Annotated in this window: 13 protein-coding genes, 1 other RNA gene and 1 pseudogene; 2 read left to right on the forward strand and 13 right to left on the reverse strand. The window is 71.3% G+C overall.

Annotation, left to right across the window (positions count from 1 at the left end; genetic code table 11):
• Positions 1-1,006 precede the first annotated feature (1,006 nt).
• The 10 genes from I6J71_RS38210 to rnpB all read right to left on the reverse strand — a co-directional run bounded on the left by I6J71_RS38210 (position 1,007) and on the right by rnpB (position 14,818).
• The gene (locus I6J71_RS38210) at positions 1,007-1,204 is read right to left on the reverse strand and encodes a hypothetical protein (protein ID WP_204091301.1); all 198 of its coding nucleotides are present in this window, start codon (positions 1,202-1,204) and stop codon (positions 1,007-1,009) included.
• 24 nt (positions 1,205-1,228) lie between these two features.
• Positions 1,229-1,717 carry a hypothetical protein gene (locus I6J71_RS38215; RefSeq protein ID WP_204091302.1) on the reverse strand — a complete coding sequence of 163 codons (489 nt, stop codon included), beginning with the start codon at positions 1,715-1,717 and terminating at the stop codon, positions 1,229-1,231.
• Between the two features lie 3,882 nt (positions 1,718-5,599).
• A complete protein-coding gene (locus tag I6J71_RS38220) occupies positions 5,600-6,598 on the reverse strand; it encodes a C40 family peptidase (RefSeq protein ID WP_204091303.1) in 999 nt (332 codons plus the stop codon).
• Positions 6,599-6,602: 4 nt separating this feature from the next.
• On the reverse strand, positions 6,603-7,202 hold the full coding sequence (locus I6J71_RS38225; RefSeq protein WP_204091304.1) for a hypothetical protein: 600 nt from the start codon (positions 7,200-7,202) through the stop codon (positions 6,603-6,605).
• 3 nt (positions 7,203-7,205) lie between these two features.
• Positions 7,206-9,272 (reverse strand): magnesium transporter, encoded by a 2,067-nt coding sequence (locus tag I6J71_RS38230; protein WP_204091305.1) that lies wholly within the window; start codon positions 9,270-9,272, stop codon positions 7,206-7,208.
• Positions 9,269-12,238, reverse strand: a complete 2,970-nt coding sequence (locus tag I6J71_RS38235) for an ATP-binding protein (protein ID WP_204091306.1) — start codon at positions 12,236-12,238, stop codon at positions 9,269-9,271. The genes I6J71_RS38230 and I6J71_RS38235 overlap by 4 nt, the downstream gene beginning before the upstream one ends.
• 3 nt (positions 12,239-12,241) lie before the next feature.
• Entirely contained in the window at positions 12,242-12,730 is a 489-nt protein-coding gene (locus I6J71_RS38240; protein WP_204091307.1) for a hypothetical protein, read from the reverse strand.
• A 12-nt stretch (positions 12,731-12,742) separates the two neighbouring features.
• Positions 12,743-13,009, reverse strand: coding sequence for a hypothetical protein (locus I6J71_RS38245; protein WP_204091308.1), 267 nt, complete (start codon positions 13,007-13,009; stop codon positions 12,743-12,745).
• 484 nt (positions 13,010-13,493) lie between these two features.
• Positions 13,494-14,342: a hypothetical protein gene (locus I6J71_RS38250; protein WP_204091309.1), complete on the reverse strand. Its 849-nt coding sequence runs from the start codon at positions 14,340-14,342 to the stop codon at positions 13,494-13,496.
• Positions 14,343-14,434: 92 nt separating this feature from the next.
• An RNA gene (gene rnpB / locus I6J71_RS38255) (RNase P RNA component class A) lies at positions 14,435-14,818 on the reverse strand.
• 265 nt (positions 14,819-15,083) lie between these two features.
• Between rnpB and sfnG the strand changes: the two are divergent.
• Both sfnG and I6J71_RS38265 read left to right on the forward strand, forming a co-directional pair.
• Positions 15,084-16,208 (forward strand): annotated as a pseudogene (sfnG, locus tag I6J71_RS38260) (dimethylsulfone monooxygenase SfnG).
• A gap of 672 nt (positions 16,209-16,880) precedes the next feature.
• A complete protein-coding gene (locus I6J71_RS38265) occupies positions 16,881-18,062 on the forward strand; it encodes an ArsB/NhaD family transporter (RefSeq protein WP_239155538.1) in 1,182 nt (393 codons plus the stop codon).
• Here I6J71_RS38265 and I6J71_RS38270 read toward each other — a convergent pair.
• The 3 genes from I6J71_RS38270 to I6J71_RS38280 form a co-directional block, all read right to left on the reverse strand.
• Positions 18,059-19,807 carry a hypothetical protein gene (locus I6J71_RS38270; RefSeq protein ID WP_204091311.1) on the reverse strand — a complete coding sequence of 583 codons (1,749 nt, stop codon included), beginning with the start codon at positions 19,805-19,807 and terminating at the stop codon, positions 18,059-18,061. The genes I6J71_RS38265 and I6J71_RS38270 overlap by 4 nt on opposite strands.
• Positions 19,808-20,006: 199 nt before the next feature.
• Entirely contained in the window at positions 20,007-21,146 is a 1,140-nt protein-coding gene (locus I6J71_RS38275) for a bifunctional RNase H/acid phosphatase (RefSeq protein ID WP_204091312.1), read from the reverse strand.
• The gene (locus I6J71_RS38280) at positions 21,143-21,880 is read right to left on the reverse strand and encodes a zinc ribbon domain-containing protein (RefSeq protein WP_204091313.1); all 738 of its coding nucleotides are present in this window, start codon (positions 21,878-21,880) and stop codon (positions 21,143-21,145) included. Before I6J71_RS38280 ends, I6J71_RS38275 begins: the two co-directional genes overlap by 4 nt.
• Positions 21,881-21,909: the final 29 nt, after the last annotated feature.

Genomic DNA, 21,909 nt, shown 5'->3' on the forward strand with positions numbered 1-21,909 from the left:
TGGCGTTGAGTGCTGGGCGGAATGGGTTACGCGTGGCGCCGGGCTCGGCGCCACGCGTGACCGTGGCCCTACAACCAGCTCACCCGGGGTGAACGGGACCGCGGATTGACGCGGACTCACGCCGAGACGAGCTCGGCCGGCGCCGCGTATCCCTCGCAACGAAACCTGCCACGCCGAACCGCAAGCCCCCCTGCCAGGCGACGCGATCCCCGACACGGCTGACGGCAACCACTCGCAATGCCACGCAGCGCCACCCCCGACACAACTGACGGCAGCCACTCGCGGCGCGAAGGGCCCCGCCGGACGGCGTTCCCACCGGTGGGCCCGCATCACAACCAGCTCAGCTGGCGGCGCTGCCACGCCGAACCGCAAGCCCCCTGCCAGGCGACGCAATCCCCGACACGGCTGACGGCGACCACTCGCAATGCCACCCAGGAGCCATCCTGGCGTGCCGACCGCGAGTTCACGTGGCGGTGCGTCGCCAGGAGCAACGCGGGAGACGTCGTCGGTCCGGGCTCGACCGGTCGGGCGGGCTGGCGCGCCGGCAGATCGCCGTCGCCGAGTTTCGAGGCGGCCGGTCGCGGCGCCGCCAACCGGCCCTGCCGCCGCATCACGCTGAGTCAGTGGCGCGCACCCGCAGCACAGGAGGCTGACGCGGCCACCGCACGAATCCGAACTAGCCGCCGTCAGCGGCGCAGTTGCGACGACACTTGCCGGCAGCCGCACGCTGAACTGGCGGCGATTGGTGGCACACCGCGCACCAACAGCGCCGCTATCACCGCACGAAACCGAACCAGTAGCCGTCCACAGTGCAGTTGCGACGCCGCTCGCTGGCAGCCGCAGGTTGGGTTGGCCGCTGGGCATGGCGACGCGATCGCCCGGGCCGCCAGGAGGTGTAGCCGCAGCACACCAGGCCGGCGGCGGGTCGCGGCGGCTCAGCAGGGCCATGCGGCGACGTCGGCGCCTGGTGTGGTGGCGGGCCGGAGGGCCGGCCCGCCGGGGGTGATCAGTCGCCGTTCCATTCGCGGTCGGCGGCGTCGGCACGCTTGGTGCGTTCCCGCGCGATCTCGAGGGCACGGCGGGCCGTGGCCTCGTCCGGGTACGGCCCGAGGAGGTCGATGCTGCGGCTGCGCTGCAGGTGTTCCACCTCGTGGGTGCGGGTGTTGTAGTACCAGCCGGGGTCGGGATTCGGGTCGTCAGCCATGCGTTCAGCCTGTCATCCGGGACGTCACTTGCGCCAGCGGAACGGGATCTCGGTCGGCTCGCCCGTGGGGCCGAACTCGCCGCCGCCTCCGCCGTTGTCGTCGGGGTTGTCCGGGTACTCGTCGAACCATCCGCGGGCAGTCGGTACTCCGCGAGGTGGCGTCGCCTCGTCGTCGGCGTTTCTCCGGTCGGACAGGCCTAGCGGCACGTCGCGCACCGGCGCGCCCTCCGCCGAGCCGCGCTCCCCCGCCAGCTTCCGCTCCATCGACGACGGCTGCGGCAACGCGGGCTTCTCCGCCGGCGCCGGCTGCGACTGCGGCACCTCCGGCACCACCGGCACGGAGGGCTCCTTCCCGGGAAACACGGGCGGCGCGGCGCGATACCCGCGCGCCGTCACGGGCGGCGGCGCGACGGGCCCCGTCTCCTGCCCGGGGAACACCGGCAGCGGCCGCCCGTCCGGCCCCAGCTGCGGCCGGGGCTGCGGCTGGGGCAACTCGGGCCACCGCGCCTGCACCGGCTGCTCCCACCCCCGCGGCGACAGGACGTCCCCGCCCCGCCCATCTGGCTGCGGCAACGCCGGCTGTGCGCTGCCTGGCACTGCCCCGTCGGGCACGCCGGGCGGGGGTCCAGCAGGCGCATTGCCGCCGGGCAACGGTCCTGCCGGCGTGGGTCCGCCCGACTGCGGCTCGCCCGGTGCGGTTTCGCTCGGCGCGGGTCCGCTTGGCGCCGCCGCGCTCGGCCTCGCTTCGTGAGGAATCGCGCCGCCGGGGGCCTGCTCACTCGGCCCGGACCCACTTGGTGGCCCGCCCGGCGCGACCCCGATTTGCGCGGTCTCGCCCGATACCGCAGCACCAGCCGCCAGTTCGCCAGGTGCGGCCGAGCTCGGCGCAGAAAGGCCGGGCGCTAACCCGCTTTGCGCGGTCTGGCCCGATACCGCACCAAGCGCCGGCTCGCTCGGCGCAGCCGGACTCGCCGCAGGACCACCAGGCGCTGGGTCGCTTGGCGCGGTCTCACCCGACACCACACCACCAGCCGCCGACCCGCTCGGCGCGGCCGGACTCGCCGCAGGACCACCGGCCGCGAACCCGAGTTGCGCGGTCTCGCCCGATACCGCACCAAGCGCCGGCTCGCTCGGCGCAGCCGAACTCGCCGCAGGACCACCAGGCGCTGGATCGCTTGGCGCCGTCTCACCCGACACCACACCACCAGCCGCCGACCCGCTCGGCGCGGCCGGACTCGCCGCAGGACCACCAGGCGCTGGATCGCTTGGCGCCGTCTCACCCGACACCACACCACCAGCCGCCGACCCGCTCGGCGCGGCCGAGCTCGGGGCAGGGCCGCCGGGCGCTGGCTCGCTTGGAGTGGTCTCGGTCGGCGCGGCTCCGCCGGGCTCGGGCCCACTTGACGGGGCTTCGGGAGGTTCCGTATCGCGTGGTGCGGTCTCGCTTTGTGCCGTCGGGCCGGGCAGCGTTGTGCCGGGGGGGTCGCTCGAAGCGAGCCCGCTCGGTGGGGGTTCGGATTGCGATTGTCCGGTCGGAGGTGGTCCGGCGAGTGCGGCGCCGCTCGGTGTAGTTGGGTCCGGAGTGGCGCTGCTTGGTGCAGGATGGCCGGAAGCGGTTTCGCCAGGCTGTGCGTCGGTGTTCTGGACTTTCCGTTGGGGGCCCGGGCTTGGTGCCCCGTTGGGCCGCTGATCGGTGGACTGAGTGGCGTGCGGGGGCGGAACCGCGGCGGACCGGTCCCCCGCAGCGTCCGACGGCTCAGGACGTGATGACTCTGTCGATGCCTGGTGGGGCGCCGTTGCTGCGCTGGGCGTGGGCGGTTCGACCGCTGGCTCCGCCGCGGGTGGCTGCGTTGCCGGCTCGGGCTGCGCCGGGGGTTCAGCTGACTGGTCGGTCGGTGCCGTTTCCGTCTCACCAGCGGGTTGCGGCGGCCGAACCGCGGCCGTCTCGGGAGGCTGATGCGCTGTGCTCTCCTGGCGTTCGGTGGCGCCAGGCGTTTCCGGCGTCCATCCGGGGGCGGCACGCTCGTTCGCTGAGACGTGTTCCTGCTGCTCAGCCGGTTCTTGCGGCTGCGCCGAGTCGGTGGCTTCGCTGGGGTGCGGGACCGGGGCGGGTCGCTGGTTCGCGTGCGGATCGGCCGAGCCGACCGGTTTCTGAGGTGGCGCCGGTGGGGTGGTCTGTTGCTGGACCGGTGGGGAAAGTTGCGGTGATTCGCCGGGCGGAAGCTCCTCGGCCGCCGGCGCGGAGAGCGCATCGACGTGCCGGGCCTCCTCCTCGCCGGCGCGCAGAAGCGCCCGCTCGGACTGTGGCTGGTTCGCCTCGGCCTGTCCGGGCGCTGGGCGCTGATCACTTTCGGACGCGTCGGCCTCTGTCAGGTCCTGCGCGTCCGATGGCGCAGCGGCCTGCTGCTCGCCGCGGACCTCGTCAGCGGCTGGTTGCGCGTCGGTGGAGGGCGGCTGAGGCGCAGACTGCTGTTGCCCAGCTGCCGCAGGCTGTTGGGCAACCGGCGGCACGCCCGCGAACGGTTCCGCCGAGCCGACCGGAGATGTCTGATGGTGCACATGGTCCACCGGTGCGGCGGTTCGGCTGGGATCGGCGACGAAGGTGCTACTCGCCGGGGGTGGCTGAGGCCCGGTCACCGCGGACGGCGGCGTGACCTCGGGAGGGTCGACCAGCTCCGGCACCAGAGGCTCGGCCGGCAGGAGCGGTGCCGGCTGCGTGACTGGCGCCCGGTAAGCACTCTCAGGTGGCAGTACGCCCGGCTCGGGCGTCTGGGCGATCGGCGGCCGGCCGGCGGGTGGAGTGATCGGCCCGGGCATCGGCGGAGTGGGAGGTGCCGAAGTCCACCGGTGGTGCGAGGTCACCGGCATCTGGGCCGGGACAGGCGGGACAGCCGGATTCCCCGGAACAGGACCATGCGCCACGGGGTCGGCATGCGGAGTTGGCATGGCCGCGAGGGCTGGGCCGGGCGGAGCCGGGTGCCAGCCCGTTGGTTCGACAACCGGTGCGGATGTGGTCCGCCCGGATTCAGCCGCCGGAGGGTGCTGCCCCGGCACCGCCTGAGCCGCCTGCCAGTTCGCCGACTCAGGTGACGGCGACCCGGCGGGAGGCGGCTGCCACCCCGCCGGTGCGGGGGCCGACGGCCCAGGATGAGCCGACTGCCAACCCGTGCCCCCAGGACCCGAGGGAGCAACAGCACCCGGCTGCCAACCGCCCGGCTCAGAATCCGGCTCAGCACCAGAAGCCGCCTGCCAAGTCGCCGATTCAGCAGCCGCCGGACCAACAGAACCAGCACCACCCGGCTGCCAACCACCCGACTCAGAACCCGACGGAGCACCAGAAGCCGCCTGCCAGCTCACCGATTCAGCAGCCGCCGGACCAACAGAACCAGCACCACCCGACTGCCAACCACCCGACTCAGAACCCGACGGAGCACCAGAAGCCGCCTGCCAGCTCACCGATTCAGCACCCACCGGACCAGCACCCGGCTGCCAGCCGCCCGGCTCAGAACCAGCACCACCCGGCTGCCGACCATCCGGCTCAAATCCCGGCTGGGCAACAGCAGGCGCCTGCCAACCGCCCGACTCAGTACCAGCCGGGCCGGCAGCACCCGGTTGCCACGATGCCTGCTCAGGAGCACGGCCCTGCGACTCGGGAGCGCCGCCGTCGAACGCGGCCTCCGCGGTGTCCGGTGGGGGGACGGTGCGCCAGACCGGCGCGGGACCGATGTTCATGGGTGCCGGGGCCTGCAGCGGCTGGGCGGGGACGGGTGCGGGTGGGCGCGGTTTGGGCTTAGGGATCGGATCCAGGCACGACACGAGCACGGTCGTGTTCAGGGGGTCTTCGACCTTCCGCCCGCTGCGTTCGCGGTAGATCATCTCGCCGTCGGTGTCGATTTCGACGAGGTAGCCGGCTTCGGCGAGTTGTTCTTCGTCCAGGTCGACGAGTTTTTCGTAGCGCGAGGGGACGACTCGGTAGATCGGCCAGGCGAGCTGGGCGTGCTCCGCGTGGAACTGGGCGAGCAGAGCGGCCATCTGTTGCTGCCACGGCAGCGACATCCCTTCGGCCAGGGAACGCGGCAGCACGACGTAACCGGCGTCCACGCCGGGCCAGCCGTGGGCCAGGTGGTCGGCCAGGGGTGTGCTGGAAGCGGGGTGCGCGGCCTGCCGCGGCGGCTGAGGCGCGCCGAACAGCGTCCGCGGGTCCTGGGGCTCGCCCTGGGGCTTGCCGCGTTTGCCGAATTTCCGTGCCACGTGTGTCATCCTCTGCCAGCGCGCGGCCGCGTGCTCGTGGACAGGCCGCGACTTCGGGTGAATCCGCCGCGCCACCAGGTAAACGGCGGCGCCATACCGGTCACCCCGGTCCGTGTCAAGAGCCGGTGACTCCCGAACTCCATGCTAGACGCCGGGACGCACCGCCTGCGGTACCACTTCCGCCTCGTCGAAGGAGAACGGGCGCACGTGCACGGGCACGCCCGTCTGCTGGGCCTCGACGATCTTGCCGTCGCCCAGGTACATCGCGACGTGGTGGATCGTCGACGGGTCGGCCGGGTCCGTGGCGAGGAAGATCAGGTCACCGGGCTGGGCGTCGCGCACCGGGAGCATCGCGCCGGCCTTGTACTGGTCCTGGGAGACACGCGGCAGGATCACGCCGGCCGACTCGTACGCGCGCAACATGAGCCCGGAACAGTCGTACGCGTTGGGACCGGTCGCTCCCCACACGTACGGCTTGCCCAGCTCCCCCAGCGCGAACTTGATGGCCTGCGCCGCCGCCTGGCTCGGCGGTAGCGCCGCGCCCAGGCCCTCGCCGCAGCCGGACGCGTTGACGACCTGGCCCAGGTTCTCGACCAGCACCGAAGCCATCGCTTCCCAGCGGTGGTAGCGATCGGGGAAACCGGAGCGCTCGACGGCCTGCGCGGCGTCACCCGGACGTTCGTTCTGCCAGCCGGGGACGGCGAGCAGCACGTCGTAGAACTTGTTGATCGCGTAGTTCGGGTCGGTGACCTGCGCGGCGCTGCCCCAGTTCATCGACGGGCGCATCTGGAAGATGCCGAGCGAGTCGCGGTCGCCGTAGTCGAGGTTGTGCAGGCCCGATTCCGTCATCCCGGCCTGGATCGCCACCTGCCACGCGCGCGGCGAGAGGCTGCGCTGCTTGCCGATGGCGATGATGAGCGAGACGATGCCGCGCTGCTCGTCGTCGAGGTTGCCTGCCTGGGCCGCGCCCTGCTGGGGCCGGCCTGGCTGAGTGGGGCCGATCGCGGCATCGCACGACGTGTTGAGGATCCCGCCCGCCGCGGCTTCTTGCTGGTCTACCACCACTTTCGTCACGGTGCTGGCGGTGAGCACCGTGGCGAAGACGGCGGCGACGATCACCGTCACGAGGATCGCGATCTTCACCGGTTCAGCTCGCCTGGTCGTAATCCGAAACCCGCCACCCCGCACCGGTGTTGACCACGGTGATGGACAGCTTCGGACCGTCTGTGGGGACGATGACCTTGACGGAGCTGGTGAACGAGGACTGGACGGTGGGTTCGCCGGTCACACGCGTGGCCGGGATGTTCGCAGGGTCCACAGTGGACATCACGGGGAGGAATTCGTCGGTGGTCAGCGCGCGCATGCCGTTGAGCCAGTCGGCGTTGCTGATGCCCGCCGGGTGGTTGACCCACGCGGTGGCCCACTGCTTGGCGACGTTGACGGCCTCGGGGCTCGGCGGCGCGGACGTCGGGGTGAGCAGCGGGCTCGACAGCCGCGTCGGCAGGGTTTCGGTGCTCGGCACGGGGGCCGCGACGCCGGTCGTCGGCGCCGCGGACGAGGTGGCCGCCGGCGCGCCGGGCGTCGCCGTGGCCGGTTTGCCCATCACCTTCGGCAGCACGATACCGAGCGCCGTGACCAGAATCGCCAGGAAGACGATCGTCCCGGCGAGGTGGCGGGGCGACCGGAGCGGAAATCCCCACAGGCGGCGGTAGACCGCGGCCCGGCCGCGGTTGGTGCGGATCGGCATCCGTCACCGCCCCATGACCTGGTCGGTGTCGCGCACCTCGATGCCGCGCGAAGGCCGGTACAGCACGAAAACGGGCTTGCCCGCCACCACCTCGGGGTCCACCCGGCGCGGCTGCGCGCGGATCCCCGGTGGGGTGTAGACGCCTGCTTGGTCCGGAGTGGACTCCGGGTAGTCGCGTTCGGACGAACTCATCCGCGACGGGATCACCACCGGTTCCGGTTCGTCGCTCCAGCGCCGGTCGGCCACCGGAGACGTGTCGACGCGCCGGCTCTCCTGCGACGGCACGCGCCGGCCGCCGATGACGTAGTCGCCGGGCTCCCCCGTCACCGGGTTGTACTGCCCGAACGCCGGCGAACCGCGGCCGCCCGCGGGCAGCGCGGCCTGCGGGCCGCTCGAGCCGACCGCGCCCGGCCACGGCGCACCCGACCACGCGGCGGCGGGCCGGGCCGACCGGGACCCGTTGTCGAGGCGCTGCGCGCTGGCGAAGACCGCGGCCTCCGGCCGGTAGCGCCCGCCGCCGACGGTGGCGCCCATGGGGCCCCGGGCTTCGCCTTCGATTTCGTCGCTGTCGCGGACGTTCTGCCAGAACTCGTCCTGCGGCGTCGGCCCGGCCTTCTTGCGGAAACGCGAGAAGAGCCCCGCACTCGGCCCCGGCACGGCGGCGCCGACCATGCTCACGGACATCTCGACCATTTGCCACAGCCGCCGTACGGGACGTCCGACGAGGAACAGCAACACCGTGATCAGGCCGGCGAGGACCATCTGCGTGAGCAGGTTGAGCGAGTTGCCGGCGTCGAAGATGGCCTGCAGCAGCAGCGCGTGCACACCCGCCAGCACCGAAAGCACGACCAGGTTGAACGCGATCCCGCCGGCGACCTTCAGCACGCGGCGCAGGATGTCCGGGTGCAGCAGCGCGACGAGCCCGATCAACGGCGCCGTGAGGGTGAACAGGCGGATCAGCACCTGCGCGAGCAGCACGGAGGCCTTGGCGAGGAGCTGGAAGAGGGAGTAGACCACGCTCTGGCCCAGCGCGAGGAAACCAGCGCCGGTGCGCCCGCCGGACTCGCCGGTGAAGTAGCCGGTGGCGGGGCCGAGCTTGGTGGAGATGTCCTTGAAGGCCGCTTTCTTGGCGTCGACGACGTTCTGCTTGCCGTCGTCGCCGTTCACGAGCTGGTCGCGGGTGAACGCCTGCGCGTCGAGCAGCGGTTTGCCGAACTGGTCGGCCTGCGGCGCCGTGGGCGAGCCGAACTCACCGCGCAGCCAGTTGTCGTAGACGATCTGCGTATGCAGGTTCGTCGGCAGGATGTCGCGCACGATCCGGTCGGAGGACTCGTCGACGAAGCCCGCTTGGATGTTCGTGGTGGTCTGCACGATCGCTTTGTCGATCGGATCGAAGTACCGCAGCATCGCCAGTGACGAGGCCGCCAGCCACACCCCCGCCAGCGCGTACAGCGCCCGTTTGCTGACCCCGGCGAGATCACCGCGCCAGATGTTGCGGAACAGCATGATCGACATGATCAGCGCGACCAGGCCGAACAGCTGCGCGTAGATGTTGTTGTAGACCTTCTCCGCGCCCGACTTCACCGCGTTGTAGATCGGGTTCAGCAGCCCGCCCTCGAGCACGGTGTAGTGCAGCGAGTTCGTGGCGCCGACGATGTTCTTGCCGATGTTGAACAGCTGGTTGCCGGCCCACGTGTCGATGGTGGAGCTGGGCGAGGCGATGGCGGACAGCGCCGTGCAGTTGGTCTGGTAGGTGTTCCAGACCATGCCCGCGTAGTCGTAGTCGATGTACGCGCTACCCGGCTCGCCGTGGCCCTCCGGCGGGTCGATCGCGCCGACCATCCCGGCGCCGGGACGCTCGGGGTTCGGGGATTCACCACACGCCGCGGCGTTGGCCGACGGCGCCATGATCACCGTCTGCAGGCCGAGGATCGTGATGACGGCCACCATGGCAGCGCGCCGGCTCGGCCGGCGCGCGCCCGGTTTGGGCCCCTCCTTGATCCGCCGCTTGAGCGCGTGCCAGCCGGCGGCGATCGACAGGACGAACGCCAGCGTCCAGACCGTGTTCACGCGGCATCCCTGCCGGTACCACCCTTGCCGCCCGCGCGGGCGTGCCGGTCGGTGTGACCGTGGGATCCGTTGCCGTTCTGCACCGCGCCCTCCACCTCGCCGGTCTCGGACGCGAGCGGGTCCGGGGACCCGAGCAGCTGCTCGTCGGTGAGGCCGACTTCGAGTTCCGCCTGGAATTCGAAGTCCTGCTCGAACTCGTCGTCCTCTGGTGGGGTGGGGACGTAAGGGGCGGGCTCTTCCTCGTGGGGCAGCACGAGGTCGGTGCCGGGCTTGGTGCGCGCGTCGGGCGAGCCCGGGGTGGTGTCCATGACCGAGCGCAACTGGTCGAGGTGCGGGCCGGAGAAGTCGACGCGGATGCGTTCCACGCCGCCGGCGCCGTCGCCGAAGATGAACTGGCGGGGTTCGACGTCGCGTTCCAGGCCGCGTTGCGCGCCCGGACGGCGGCCCAGCGCGGCGACGACCTGCTCGTACCCCACGCCCACCGGCACCTTCAGCAGGCGCAGCGCGTCGGCCTGCGCGTCGTCGTCGTCCAGGCGGCCGACGAAGACGGAGTCGAGCAGGGCGACGAAACCCTGGATCTTCAGAAAGTCGGCCGGGATCTGCGAGGACAGCAGCACCCGGACGTTCCACTTGCGCGAGTCACGCGCGAAGCGGTTCATCAGCACGCGTCCGGTCGGCACCTCCGACAGGAAGAACGCCTCGTCGATCCAGACGCCCTTACGCAGCTCCTTCGGCTTTTCGTACACCGATCGCTGGGTGAGCCACGCCGCGAGGTTCAGCATCTCGACACCGAGCGACTCCGCGTCCGTCCAGTACTCGCGCGGCACACCGTCCTTCGGCAGGGTCAGGCCCGCCATGGTCAGCACGGTCATGCGGTCGTCGCGGCTCTCGGCATACGGGTCCGCGTCGCGTTCCGGGATGAGCAGCGCCATGCGCTCGCGCATCTCGTCGAGGAAGTCGGCGACGACGACGGCGTGCTCGTGGTGCTCGCTCGAATCGCGGCGCAGCGCGTCGATGACCTGCCCCGGGTCGGCGTCGAAACGGCCGCCGACCGCGCGGACGGCGCGCAGCAGCACGATCCGCGTCTGCGCCATGCGCGACACCTCGTACGGCAGCACACCCGTGAGCACGTCGAGCACCAGCCGCCGCCGGGTCGCGCCCGCCAGCGCCTTTTCGCGGCGCCACGAGCGCTCCGGGTCGTCCTCGTCCATGAAGTGCTCGAGCAGCGGGTCGGCCACCACGCGGTACGGGTTGAGGATGCCGGGCTGCGCGTTGAGCAGGTTGATCGGCCGCGCGTACGGCCGCAGCTCCGGCAGGTCGCACAGCCGCGCCAGCGGGCCCGACGGGTCGAGGATCGTCCAGTGCGCCCCGGCGCGCAGTGTCTTGTAGACGATGCCGCCGCCGAGGAACGACTTGCCGCCACCCAGGCCGGCCACCATCGCGGTGAGGCCCGAACCATCGCGGATCTCCTGCGCCATCCACGGGTCCCACGCCACCGGGCGGCGGGTCGCGGTCACGGTCTCGCCGAGCAGGATGCCGCGCCGGTCACCGACCTCCGCGGTCGCCGTGGGCACGGCCGACGCCGTCCAGACCACCGAACCGCGGCGCATGTACGCGGCCGACGCGAGCGGCTCGCCCGGGATGAACTCGCGGGCCATCGCGTACTGGGCCTCGGGGTGCTCGATCGCGACCTTCGGCTTGTACAGGTCGAGCAGCTGCTGCGCCAAGCGCAGCGCGTCGCGCTCCGTCGGCCCCGACACGGCCAGCCGCCACCACGAACGCACCCGCGTGGCCAGCGCGGTGAAGCCCGACGTCATCTCGTCGTCGATCTCCAGCACGCGCCCGGCCTGGCGCGACAGCGACTGCGGCGGCTCCAGCTCGTGCTCGTCGGTGTAGTGCTTGACCTGCGAACGCACCTTGTTCATCTGGCGCTGCAGCTCGCCGGAGACCTCCTCGGGCCGGCGCACGTAGATGCGCGCGGACACCTCGACGGCGGCGGGCAGGCGGTCGGCGTGCTGGATCCACGGGTCGTCGACCTCAGGGATCTGCAGGCCGTGCATCTGGCCGACGGTGAGCACAGCGAGGTGCCGCGACACACCGGCGTTGGACCCCGTGCGGCCGCGGACGGTGACCGTCGGCGCGTACGGGTCGGCGTGGAAGTCGGCCGCATCGGTGAAACTGGCCAGGTCCTCCGGCTCCCACACGGCGCCCGGCACGGCGGGCATGTTCCGCGGCGCGGGCAGGCCCAGCGAGCACGAGCGGTGCATCAGCCAGGACATTTCCTCGGCGTGCACCGGCCTGCCCTCCAGCCCCGCGGTACCGATGACCTGGTCGAGGTGCTCGACCTCCGAGTCCAGCGCCACCAGCTCGGCGTCGACGGCCTCGGGCAGGATCTTGCGCAGCACGGGGGCGGCGCGTTCGACGGCCCGGTCCACCATGCGCCGGGTCTGCACCTGGACGCCGAGGTAGACCTCCTTCTCCGCCATCGACCGGCCCATCAGCTGCTGCTGCTCGCCGATCAGGTAGTCGTCGAAGGACAGGGCGCCCGGCACGTCCTGCGGCCGCCCGACGGCGTTGTGCACGTGGGCCTCGGCCCACATGCGGATCGGGTACGGCCGGTTCGTCACGCGCAGGTGCAGCCACCGGCCCTGCAGCTCGGCGTACTGGCCCGCGATGGCCGCGATCAGGTCGCGGCGCTGCGAGTCCGAACGGAACGACCATCGCTGCGGCGCCAGGCGGTACCAGGCGTACACCTCGTGCCCGGTGCGCAGCAGGTGCCCGTCGATGCTGCGCGCGGCGATTGACGGCGTGTACGCGGGGATGGCCTGCTCGCCCGGCAGCCGCCGGGCCTTGCCCCCCGAGGAGCTGTTCCTCGGCGATGGCTGCCGGACCTGCTGGGGCGTCTCCCAGGCGCCCGTGGGCACGCCTCGATCACGCTTTCCTCGGCTTCCGCCGCGACCGAACAACGACTACCTCCCGGCCCGAGCCGCGGGGCGGCTCCGGCGCGCTCGTGGTGCTCCCTGTGCTCCGGCCGTCGTTCCCGCGCCCTGGCCGTAGCCGTGGTGCCGGTAGGCCCGCTTCCTCTTGTGCTTCGGCAGCGGGCGCTCGGCCCGCACGCGGATGCGGCTGGCGCTCACCGCGCCACCCGTGGCCGCGGTCTTCTCCCGCGGGGTGTTCAGCTCGCGGCCGGCCATCGCGACCACCGCGCCCAGCGGGCGCTCGTGGCTGATCTTCGCGGTGATCAACCGGGTGATCACGATCGTGGCCACGAACGCCCACGCCGTGGAGAAGAACCCGAAGCTCCAGCCGGCCCACCGCTCCACGGTGAGCACGAGCAGGAAGACCGGTATGCCGATGAGCCACGCGACGTAGCGGGCTCTCCAGGGAAAAGTCGCCTTCGGCGGGCCGAGCCAGACGGCGTCGACCCGGTAGACCTCGTCATCCGTCCTGATGCGCACGCCTGCCCCGCCTCAGCCCGTGAACAGGCCGGCGATCCACTGGCCCACGTTGACGCCGGCGCCGCTGACCGCGAGTCCGATGATGGCGAGCGCGATGACGACACCGGCGAGCCGCCGCATGACACCGGCGTTGTCACCCTTGCCGCCACCGAGCCAGAGCAGCAGGAGCGCGACGGCCAGCAACACCAGGGGGATGATGTTGTCGATCAACCAGCTGCGGACGTTGCTGGTGCCGAGTTCGCCGGCGGCCAGCGTCTCGAGGGTGGTCATGGTCGTCATCGCGATACTCCCGGTGCGCGGACGGTACCGCGCGGTTCTGGCTTCGGCGAAGCCTCGAACAACATCATGGCGTCACCTGCGGTAGCGGTCAAAGCGCGCAGTGTGATGTCGACTTGTGGACACGGGCGGGGGGTCGGGGTCGTCTGGTCAGAATTCCTCGCCCTCCATCATGCTGCCCAGGGTGCTGGGGATTAAGACCGGCCACCCGGATTTCGCAGTGGACCGACGAACTCACCCTGTTGGGAGTGCTTTGCTCACTCTGCGTACTTTCCATGCGGACGTGCGGCGGCCTGAACCAGTGTGACATGCCCCGTTCGGCCTCCCCTCCCGAGTCCGCTGAGTGAGCACCACGCTGCTTTCGTGACCCGTCCGCGGCCACGGGCGCAGTGAGGCGCTTGTCACGATACGCGCAAGTCGCGCCAGGGTTTTCACTACATAGCGTGATACAGGACATCGGACACCAAGCAGTACCTCATCGGTCCGCCTAGAGGTTCCGCGGGAACGCGCCGGCCTTGACGACGGCGCGGCTCAGCGGACGGCAGAGCTCGGCCAGCCGGATGGATTTTTCCTCACCGAGGTGCGTCCACGGTTCTTCCGACGCCGCGTTCGTGGCCGCTTCGACGCGCTCACGCAGGTCCGCACCCTTGTCCGTGAGATCGCCGTCGGGGCCGATGACGCCCTGCCGGCTCAGCCGGTTCACGGCGGCGTCCCACTGCTGTTCGCTCCAGCCGCGGGTGCGCTTCGCCATCTCGGGTGTGAAGCCGGCGCCGCTCGCGACGTGGGTGACGAGGGCGTCGAGACCGGTCAGCCCGTGCAGCAGGAGTGCGGCGACGTGGGCGTCGCCGCGGTGCTCGCGCAGGAGCGTGAGAGCGTGCCAGAGAACGAGGTGCGGCTTCACGGGCCACGCGAGGCTCGCGTGGCCCGCGTACAGTGCTCGCCCTTCCGGAGGGCAGCCGTCGGTGGCCTCCCGCGCGAGCTCGGCGGCTTCGGCCACTTCGTCGCTCTGCAGGATTTCGTCGCCGAGGAGGCGCAGGTAGGCCTCGTCGACGGCGTTCAGGCGGGCTTCGAGGACGGCCTCGGGAGTGGCGAGCGTCCAGGCGTGCGGGACGTGCCGCTCGATGACCTCGGGGTTGAAGTTGTAGAACGTCGCGGCGACGACCCCCGCCCCCACCGCCCCCATCGGCGCCGAGCGGCTCGCGAAGTAGGTCATGCGCCCCGGCCGCAGGCCCGCAGCCGTGAGGTGCTGCTCGGCTTCGGGGACGAAGTAGATCAGCGAGTGGAGGGTGTCGAAGGTGCCCTTGAACTTCTTCGCCGCGTCGGCTGCTTCACCCATGGTCCGGGATGCTACCGGGCGGTAGGGGTGCGGTGCGCGCTCGTGAGCCTGGGCCGGCACCGGCACCGCGAAAAGACCGCTCCTGAACAGGGCGGACGAGTTGGCATGTAAGCCGGATCCTGTTCCCGGCGCGGCCGGGCGACGGTCATCCATCTCGGCCTGCCGTTGCCGGCAGGCTCCAGCGGCCTACCCGCAGGCATCGGACGGGCCGTCCTCAGGCGCCTGCGCAGGAGCGTGCGCTCCCTCTTGGCCTTGCTCCGGGTGGGGTTTACCGAGCCACCCCGGTCGCCCGGGGTGCTGGTGGTCTCTTACACCACCGTTTCACCCTTACCGCCGTCCGGGGACGGCGGCGGTCTGTTTTCTGTGGCACTGTCCCGCGGGTCACCCCGGGTTGCCGTTAGCAACCACCCTGCCCTGCGGAGTCCGGACTTTCCTCGGACCGGGTCACCCCGATTCGCGACCGTCCTGCCAACTCGTCCGCGCTACGATCGTACCGTCCGCGCACCGGACGGATGCCCGGCGGGGCGAGCAGTTCGACGGCGCCGAGCGTCGCGGTCACGGCGAGCGCGGCGAGCTCCAGCAGTTGCACGAGGCCCAACACCGCGGACCACCTCCTTCCGCTCGGGAATACGCGCCGCGCGGCGGGGTGGTTCAAGTGGATCTGTACCAGGTCCTTTGTGGAGGATCCCAGCGCGTGGAAGCCCGTTGACCCCGTTTCGGCGCCACTGTTTCACTCGCCGCATGTCCGCACCAGACCTGCACGAGCCCCGGAGATTCGCCTGCTGGGTCCCGAACGTGAGCGGCGGCCTCGTCCCCAGCGACATCGAACAGCGCACCGACTGGGTTACGAGTACAACAAGGAACTCGCCGTCCTCGCGGAGGACAACGGCTTCGAGCACGCCCTGACCCAGGTCCGCTACACGGCCAGCTACGGCGCCGGTTACCAGCACGAATCCACCGGGTTCAGCCTCGCGCTCCTGCTCGCCACGCAGCGGCTGAAGGTCATCGCGGCGATCCATCCGGGTCTGTGGCACCCCGGCGTGCTCGCGAAGTTCGTCGCCAGCGCCGACGTGATCTCCGGCGGCCGCGCGGCCATCAATGTCGTCAGCGGCTGGTTCACGGACGAGTTCACCAAACTGGGCGAACCGTGGCACGAACACGACGAGCGGTACCGCCGCACGGAGGAGTTCATCCGCACCGTCCGCGAACTGTCGACCGACGACCACGCCTCGTTTTCGGGGGACTTCTACCGCGTCCACGACTTCGACATCAAACCCAAGGCCGTGCCCGCGCCGGGCCGGCCCCACCCGGAGATCTTCCAGGGCGGCAACTCCACCGCGGCCCGCGGCGTCGCCGGCCGCGTGTCCGATTGGTACTTCAGCAACGGCAAGGACTACGACGGGTTCAGCGAGCAGGTCTCGGACGTCCGGGCGCACGCCGCCGGCCGCACCGTCCGCTTCGGACTCAACGGCTTCGTCATCGCCCGTGACACGGCCGCCGAAGCCGAAGGGGTGCTGCGGGAGATCGTCGAGAAGGCGAACGTCCCGGCGGTGGAGGGCTTCCGCGCCGCCGTCGCCCAGGCCCGGCAAGTCGACGGCCGACTCGAAGGGCATGTGGGCGGACTCGGAGTTCAAGGACCTGGTGCAGTACAACGACGGGTTCCGCACGCAGCTGGTCGGCAAGCCGGAACACATCGCGGACCGGGCGCTCGAGTACAAAAAGCGCGGGGCGAACCTGTTGCTGCTCAGGTTCTTGCACTACTTGGAGGATGTGGAGCACCTCGGGAAGACGGTGCTGCCGATCATCCCTGAGAAGGAACGGGACCTGGCCAGGGGCAAGGGTGTTCCGGAGCCGGCTGGGGTTTGAGGCTCGGTTGGCGTTGGGGGCGGTGTGTCGAGACCGGGCGCGATTGTCCACGACTCGGGCGCGGTGTGGGCGAGCGGGAAGTGGATTGTCCACACCGTCGGCGAGTTGTGGATGAATAGCGCCGTTTTCTGCTTGGCAACAGGTTTTGTCAGTGGTGGCCGATACGATGGAGCGGGGTCAGCCCCAGGGCGGGTGGGGCCCTGTCCGGTGGGGGCCTGTCCGGTGGGGGCCTGTCCGGTGGGGGCCTGTCCGGTGGGGGCCTGTCCGGTGGGGGCCTGTCCGGTGGGGGCCTGTCCGGTGGGGGCTGCGCGCACTGCCTGGTGGGGGTTGTGGCTGGTGGACGCGGTTCGGCCGCCCCGACGAGCCGGAACCTGCGGCCCGAGCTTGGGAACCTGTGGCACGCAGCCTGCGACCGTGGCGCGAGTCGGCGGCCCACGGGCGAATCGGCGACCGTGGCGCGAGTCGGCGGCCCAGGGGGCGGGATCCGGCGCCGGCACGGCACGGGCTGGCGGCCGGTACCGCGGTGGGAGCCGGGGGCGCGGTGAGAGTGGCCGGTGAGGCAGGCCACGCCGAGCGTGTGGCGAGGAGGCCGGCGGCTAGCGTGCAGCTGTGCCCCAGCCCCTAGCCGCCGTTGTGAGTTTGGTTCTCCTGGCCGTCACGTTGGGGTTCGCGATGGTGCGGCCGCGGGGGTTGCCGGAGGCCGTGGTGGCGGTGCCGGTGGCGGGGGTCGTGCTGGTGCTGGGGCTGGCGAGGCCCGGGGCGGCGTGGGGCCGGGTTGAGGAGATCCTGCCGACGATGGGGTTCCTGGCGGCCATCCTGCTGGTCAGCCACCTGGCCGCGATCGACGGCGTCTTCACCTGGCTCGGCAGCCGGCTCGCCGAGGTGTGCCGGGGTGAGGCCAAGCGCCTGCTCGTGCTGACGTTCGCCGCGGCGGCGGGCGTGACGGCGGTGCTGAGCCTGGACGCGACGGTCGTCCTGCTGACACCCGTGGTGATGGCGACGGCGGAGAAGCTCCGGCTCGAGTCGAAACCCCACGTCTACGCGTGCGCCCACCTGGCGAATTCCGCGTCGACGCTGCTGCCCGTGTCCAACCTGACCAATCTCCTGGCGTTCGCGGCGTCCGGGCTGACCTTCGCGGGGTTCACGGCGCTCATGGCGTTGCCCTGGCTGGTCACCCTCGCCATCGAACTGGCGGTGTTCACGCGGTTCTTCAAGCGAGACCTCCGGGGCCCGCGCAGCACGCAGCAGCCGCGGCACCAGAACGCTCCGGTGTTCGCGCTTCTCGTGCTGACCGCGATGCTCGTCGGGTTCGCCGTCGGGGAGTTCGGGCACGTCGAGCCCGTCTGGATCGCCGCGTTGGCAGCGCTGGTGCTCAGCGCCAAAGCGCTGTCGGAACGCAAGATCAAGCCGTGGCAGGTGGTCACCGAGGCATCGCCGCTGCTGGTCCTGTTCGTGCTGGGGCTGGCGGTCACGGTGGAAGCCGTCCACCAGCACGTGCTCGGTGGTGTGCTCGAACGGCTGCTGCCCACCACCGCGGGCCTGCCCGAGCTGCTGCTGGCGACGGCCGTCGCGGCGGTGCTGGCGAACCTCGTCAACAACCTGCCCGCGACCCTGATCCTGCTTTCGGTCCTGGGCGGCCACCCGAACACCGGCGTGCTGCTCGCCGTGCTGATCGGCGTGAACGTCGGGCCGAACGCGACCTACCTCGGCTCGCTCGCGACGCTGCTGTGGCGTCGCGTGCTGGCGCGCCACGGGCACAAGCCGCGAGCGCTCGAGTTCCTGAAGCTCGGCGCGCTCACGACCCCGCTCACACTCGCCGCCGCGACGACCGCCCTCTGGGTGGTGCTGCCCTAGGAGGACCGCGGCGGAATGGTCTGCCCCGGCTCCAGCGTGGGACCGCAGTCGTTCAGGCCGTTGCCGAAGCGGTAGGCCTCGACGTCCATCATCGTGGTCGCCGCGTAGTGCTGCACGGCCTGGAGCTTGGCCATGTCCGTGACGGCGTCCTTGCGGACCCAGTCACCGTTGCGCAGACCCGGGCCCGGGTAGATGAAGATCGGGTAGTAGTCGCGGTCGATGCGCGGATCGAGGGAGATGCCGTTGCCGCCGGCCCACGGGCCCCACGAGTGGATGAACGTCGGCTTCACCGAGTCGAACACGTAGTCGCGCAGGCCCGCGATGTTGTCGTCGTGGGTGAGGTCGGCGATGGGTGCGTTCACGAGCCCGGCCATGTCCACGAGCTGCAGCCGGCTGGTCATCGACGAGCCGCCGAGGTCCGGCAGCAACAGCGAGGCCTGCTTCAGGCCCAGCATGTCGGCGTAGGTGTTGAAACCGCGGCCGAAGCGGTCGGCGATGAGGCACGCGGGGACGGTCGGGCTCTTGATGAACTCGTCCGACTGCTGCACGAACCCGACCAGCGACGGGATGGCGGCCGCGACCACCACCACGGAGGCGACGGCGCGCCAGCGCACCTTCACCGTGCGCAGCAGCTCCGCGAACGACAGCGTGCCCGCCAGCACACCCAGCACCCACACGGGAGTCGCGAACCGGAACTGCGCCATCCAGTCGGGAACCATCACGCCGAACGCGATCACGCCCAGCGCGAACGGCGTCAGCAGCGCGATCAGCGACCGGCGCCACGGCGCCTTCCTCAGCGCCCAGATCACCACCGCCGCGAGCACGACCACGGCCGCGACACCCGCGTACAGGACCAGCGTGCCGGGCCGGATGACCGACATCAGGTCGGGCAGGCCCTGCTTCTTCGCCACCGACGGGTTCGCGAGGAACCGGCCGCCGAACTCGCTGTGGCGCCAGGCCACATACGCGCCGAACGGGACGGCGAAGGCCACAATGGACAGCACGGCGTAGCGGAGCGAAAGCCAGAAACCCTCCCGCCGCACCCCGAACAGCAGGACGATCGGGTAAGCGCCCGCGTAGATCAGGCCTTCCGGCCGCGTCAAAGCCGCGAACGCGACGATCACGCCCGCGGCCACCGCGACCTTCCACGACAGCGTGCGCTCCTTGCGCACGGCCGTGAACAGCACCGACGCGAGGCCGAGCACGGCGAACGCGAACAGCGAGTTCTCCAGGCCGGAGACGACCCAGATGACGAACGACGGGATCGTCGCCAGGGTCAGGCCCACGGCCAGCGTCGCAGCCCACGCGTGGCGCGGCAGGACCTGCCTGGCGACCACGTGGCACAGGATCAGGATGCCGGCGGTGAACAGCAGGCCGAGCAGCTTCGGGAACAGCACGTAGTCGGGGATCCCGAAGAGCAGGCCGTGGTCGAACAGGCCGGCGAGCTTGCCGAGCGCGAGCAGCACCATCCACGTGGGGTCGGAGAACCCCTCGACGGGCGGCGCGCCCGGCTGCAGCACGGGTCCGAGGCCGTCGGCGAGGCTGCGCGAGTAGGAGAACGTGATGGCCGCGTCGTCGACGATCCAGTGCCCGTAGCGCGTGGCGTGCCACGCGACGGCGGCGACGCCGGCCAGCACCGCCAGGGTGGCGGCCAGCCAGCCGTGACGCAGGCCGCGGGCGGTCTCGGGCACGACCTCCTCGGGGAGGTCGTGTTCGGATGCTTCGCTGAGTGCGCTAGCCGTCATTACCTCGTCACTGTTTCTACTCGCAGAGCTTGCCGAGAAACGCACGAGCCTGCGCCCCCCTCATGAGGGTCCCGCGTGGGACCCGCGCCGCGGCGCCGCGGTCGACACAGCACTCTAGCCAATACCGGATCGAGGGCCGCCGACACGTCGTCCCTGAGCGTGATCCGAGCCACATTTCGACCGCTCACCGGCGACCTGGTCAGGAGAGGTGGCAGATGTCGTTGACGAGGTGCACGGACGAGTTGCCATCCGGGTAGAACTCCACCACCGAGAGCGACGCCAGGTCCAGGTGCAGGCGGAACAGCAGGCTGGGACCCGCGTCGAGTCCCATCCGCAGCACCGTCTTGATGGGCGTCACGTGGCTGACGACGACGACCGTGCGGCCGGTGTACTGGTCGATCAGGTCGCGCAGCGCCTGACCGACACGCTCGTGGACCGCCTCGAAGCTCTCACCGCCGGGCGGGGCGCACGACGAGTCGCGCAGCCAGCAGCGGTGCAGTTCGGGATCGCGCTGCGCGGCTTCAGTGAAGGTCAGGCCCTCCCACGCCCCGAAGTCGGTCTCGACGAAGCCCGGGTGCGTGACGAACCGGGTACCCAGCGCGTCCGCCACGGCTTGGGCGGTCTGCTTCGTCCTGGTCAGGGGCGACGCGACGATCGGCGTGGCCTCGCCGTCGTCGCCGACGAGACCCGGCATCGCGGCCAGCCGCTTCGCCGCGGCAGCCGCCTGGCTCTGGCCGCGTTCGGTGAGCGGCACGTCACCACGGCCGGAGTAGCGGCGGTCGATCGACATCTCGGTCTGGCCGTGGCGCAGGAGCAGCACCCGCGTCGGGGTGCCGCGCGCGCCCGTCCAGCCGGCCTTCGCGACACGGTCGGCCTCCCCGGTCCCGGTGGCCCCGACCTGCGGCTCGGGCCGGGCGCTGCCGGTTTTGCCGGTGCCGCCGTCCATGGCGACGTTGGCCAGCCGGTCGGCGTGGGAGTTCTCTGCGCGCGGGATCCACATGTACGTGACACGATCGAACCGGTCCGCGAGTTCACGCGCGCGCTGCGCGAGCGGCTGCAGTGCGGCGTGCTTGATCTTCCACCGGCCGGACATCTGCTCGACGACCAGCTTCGAGTCCATCCGCACGTCCACAGTGGACGCGCCGAGCTCGGCGGCTGCGGTCAGGCCCGCGATGAGCCCGTTGTACTCGGCGACGTTGTTGGTCACCACGCCGAGGTACTCGTGGTGCTCGGCCAGCACCTCGCCGGTGCCCGCGTCCTTGACGACCGCGCCGTAGCCCGCCGGGCCCGGGTTGCCCCGGGATCCCCCGTCGGCCTCGACGACGACGCGGTCGATCACAGGCCCGACTCCAGGGTGCGGACGAGGATGGCGCCGCAGTTGTCACACTGCACGACGGTGTCCTCCGGTGTCGCCTTGATCTCGGCGATCGTGTTGCGGTCCAGCTCCAGCTGGCACGCGCCGCAGCGGCGCGCCCGCAGCAGCGCGGCGCCGATGCCCTTGTGCTCGCGCACGCGCTCGTACAGCTTGAACAGCGGCTCCGGGAACCGCGGCACGAGCTTCGCGCGGTCCTCGTCGCGGCGGGCGCGGGTGGTGTCGAGGTCCTTGAGCTCCTCGTCACGGCGCGCGACCGCGGCCGCGACGGCCTCTTCGGCCTTGTCGACCTCGGCGCCGGTGCGCTGCGCGTCGAGCTCCAGCGCCTCGCGCTGCTCCATCAGCTCCAGCAGGTCGTCCTCGAGCGCGCTCTGGCGGCGGCCGAGGGTCTGCAGCTCGTGCTCGATGTCGGTCATCTGCTTGGCGTTGACCGACCCGGACTCCAGCAGCTTGCGGTCGCGGTCCTCGCGCGCCCGCACCGACTCGACCTCCTTCTCCTGCCGCGCGATCTCGCGGTCCAGGTCGGAGGCGGCGGTCTGCACGGACACCAGCGCGTCGCGCTTCTCCCGCACGGTCTTCTCACCGGCCTCGATCTCGGCCAGCTCAGGCAGGGTGCGGCGGCGGTGCTCGGTGCGCGAGAGCTCGGCGTCCACCTTCGCGAGTTCGAGCAGCTGGCGCTGGACGGCGGGGTCGGCCTTCACGGTGCTCCTTGTTCGGTGGAGGGGTTCGG

Source organism: Amycolatopsis sp. FDAARGOS 1241, from assembly GCF_016889705.1.
GTDB lineage: Bacteria > Actinomycetota > Actinomycetes > Mycobacteriales > Pseudonocardiaceae > Amycolatopsis.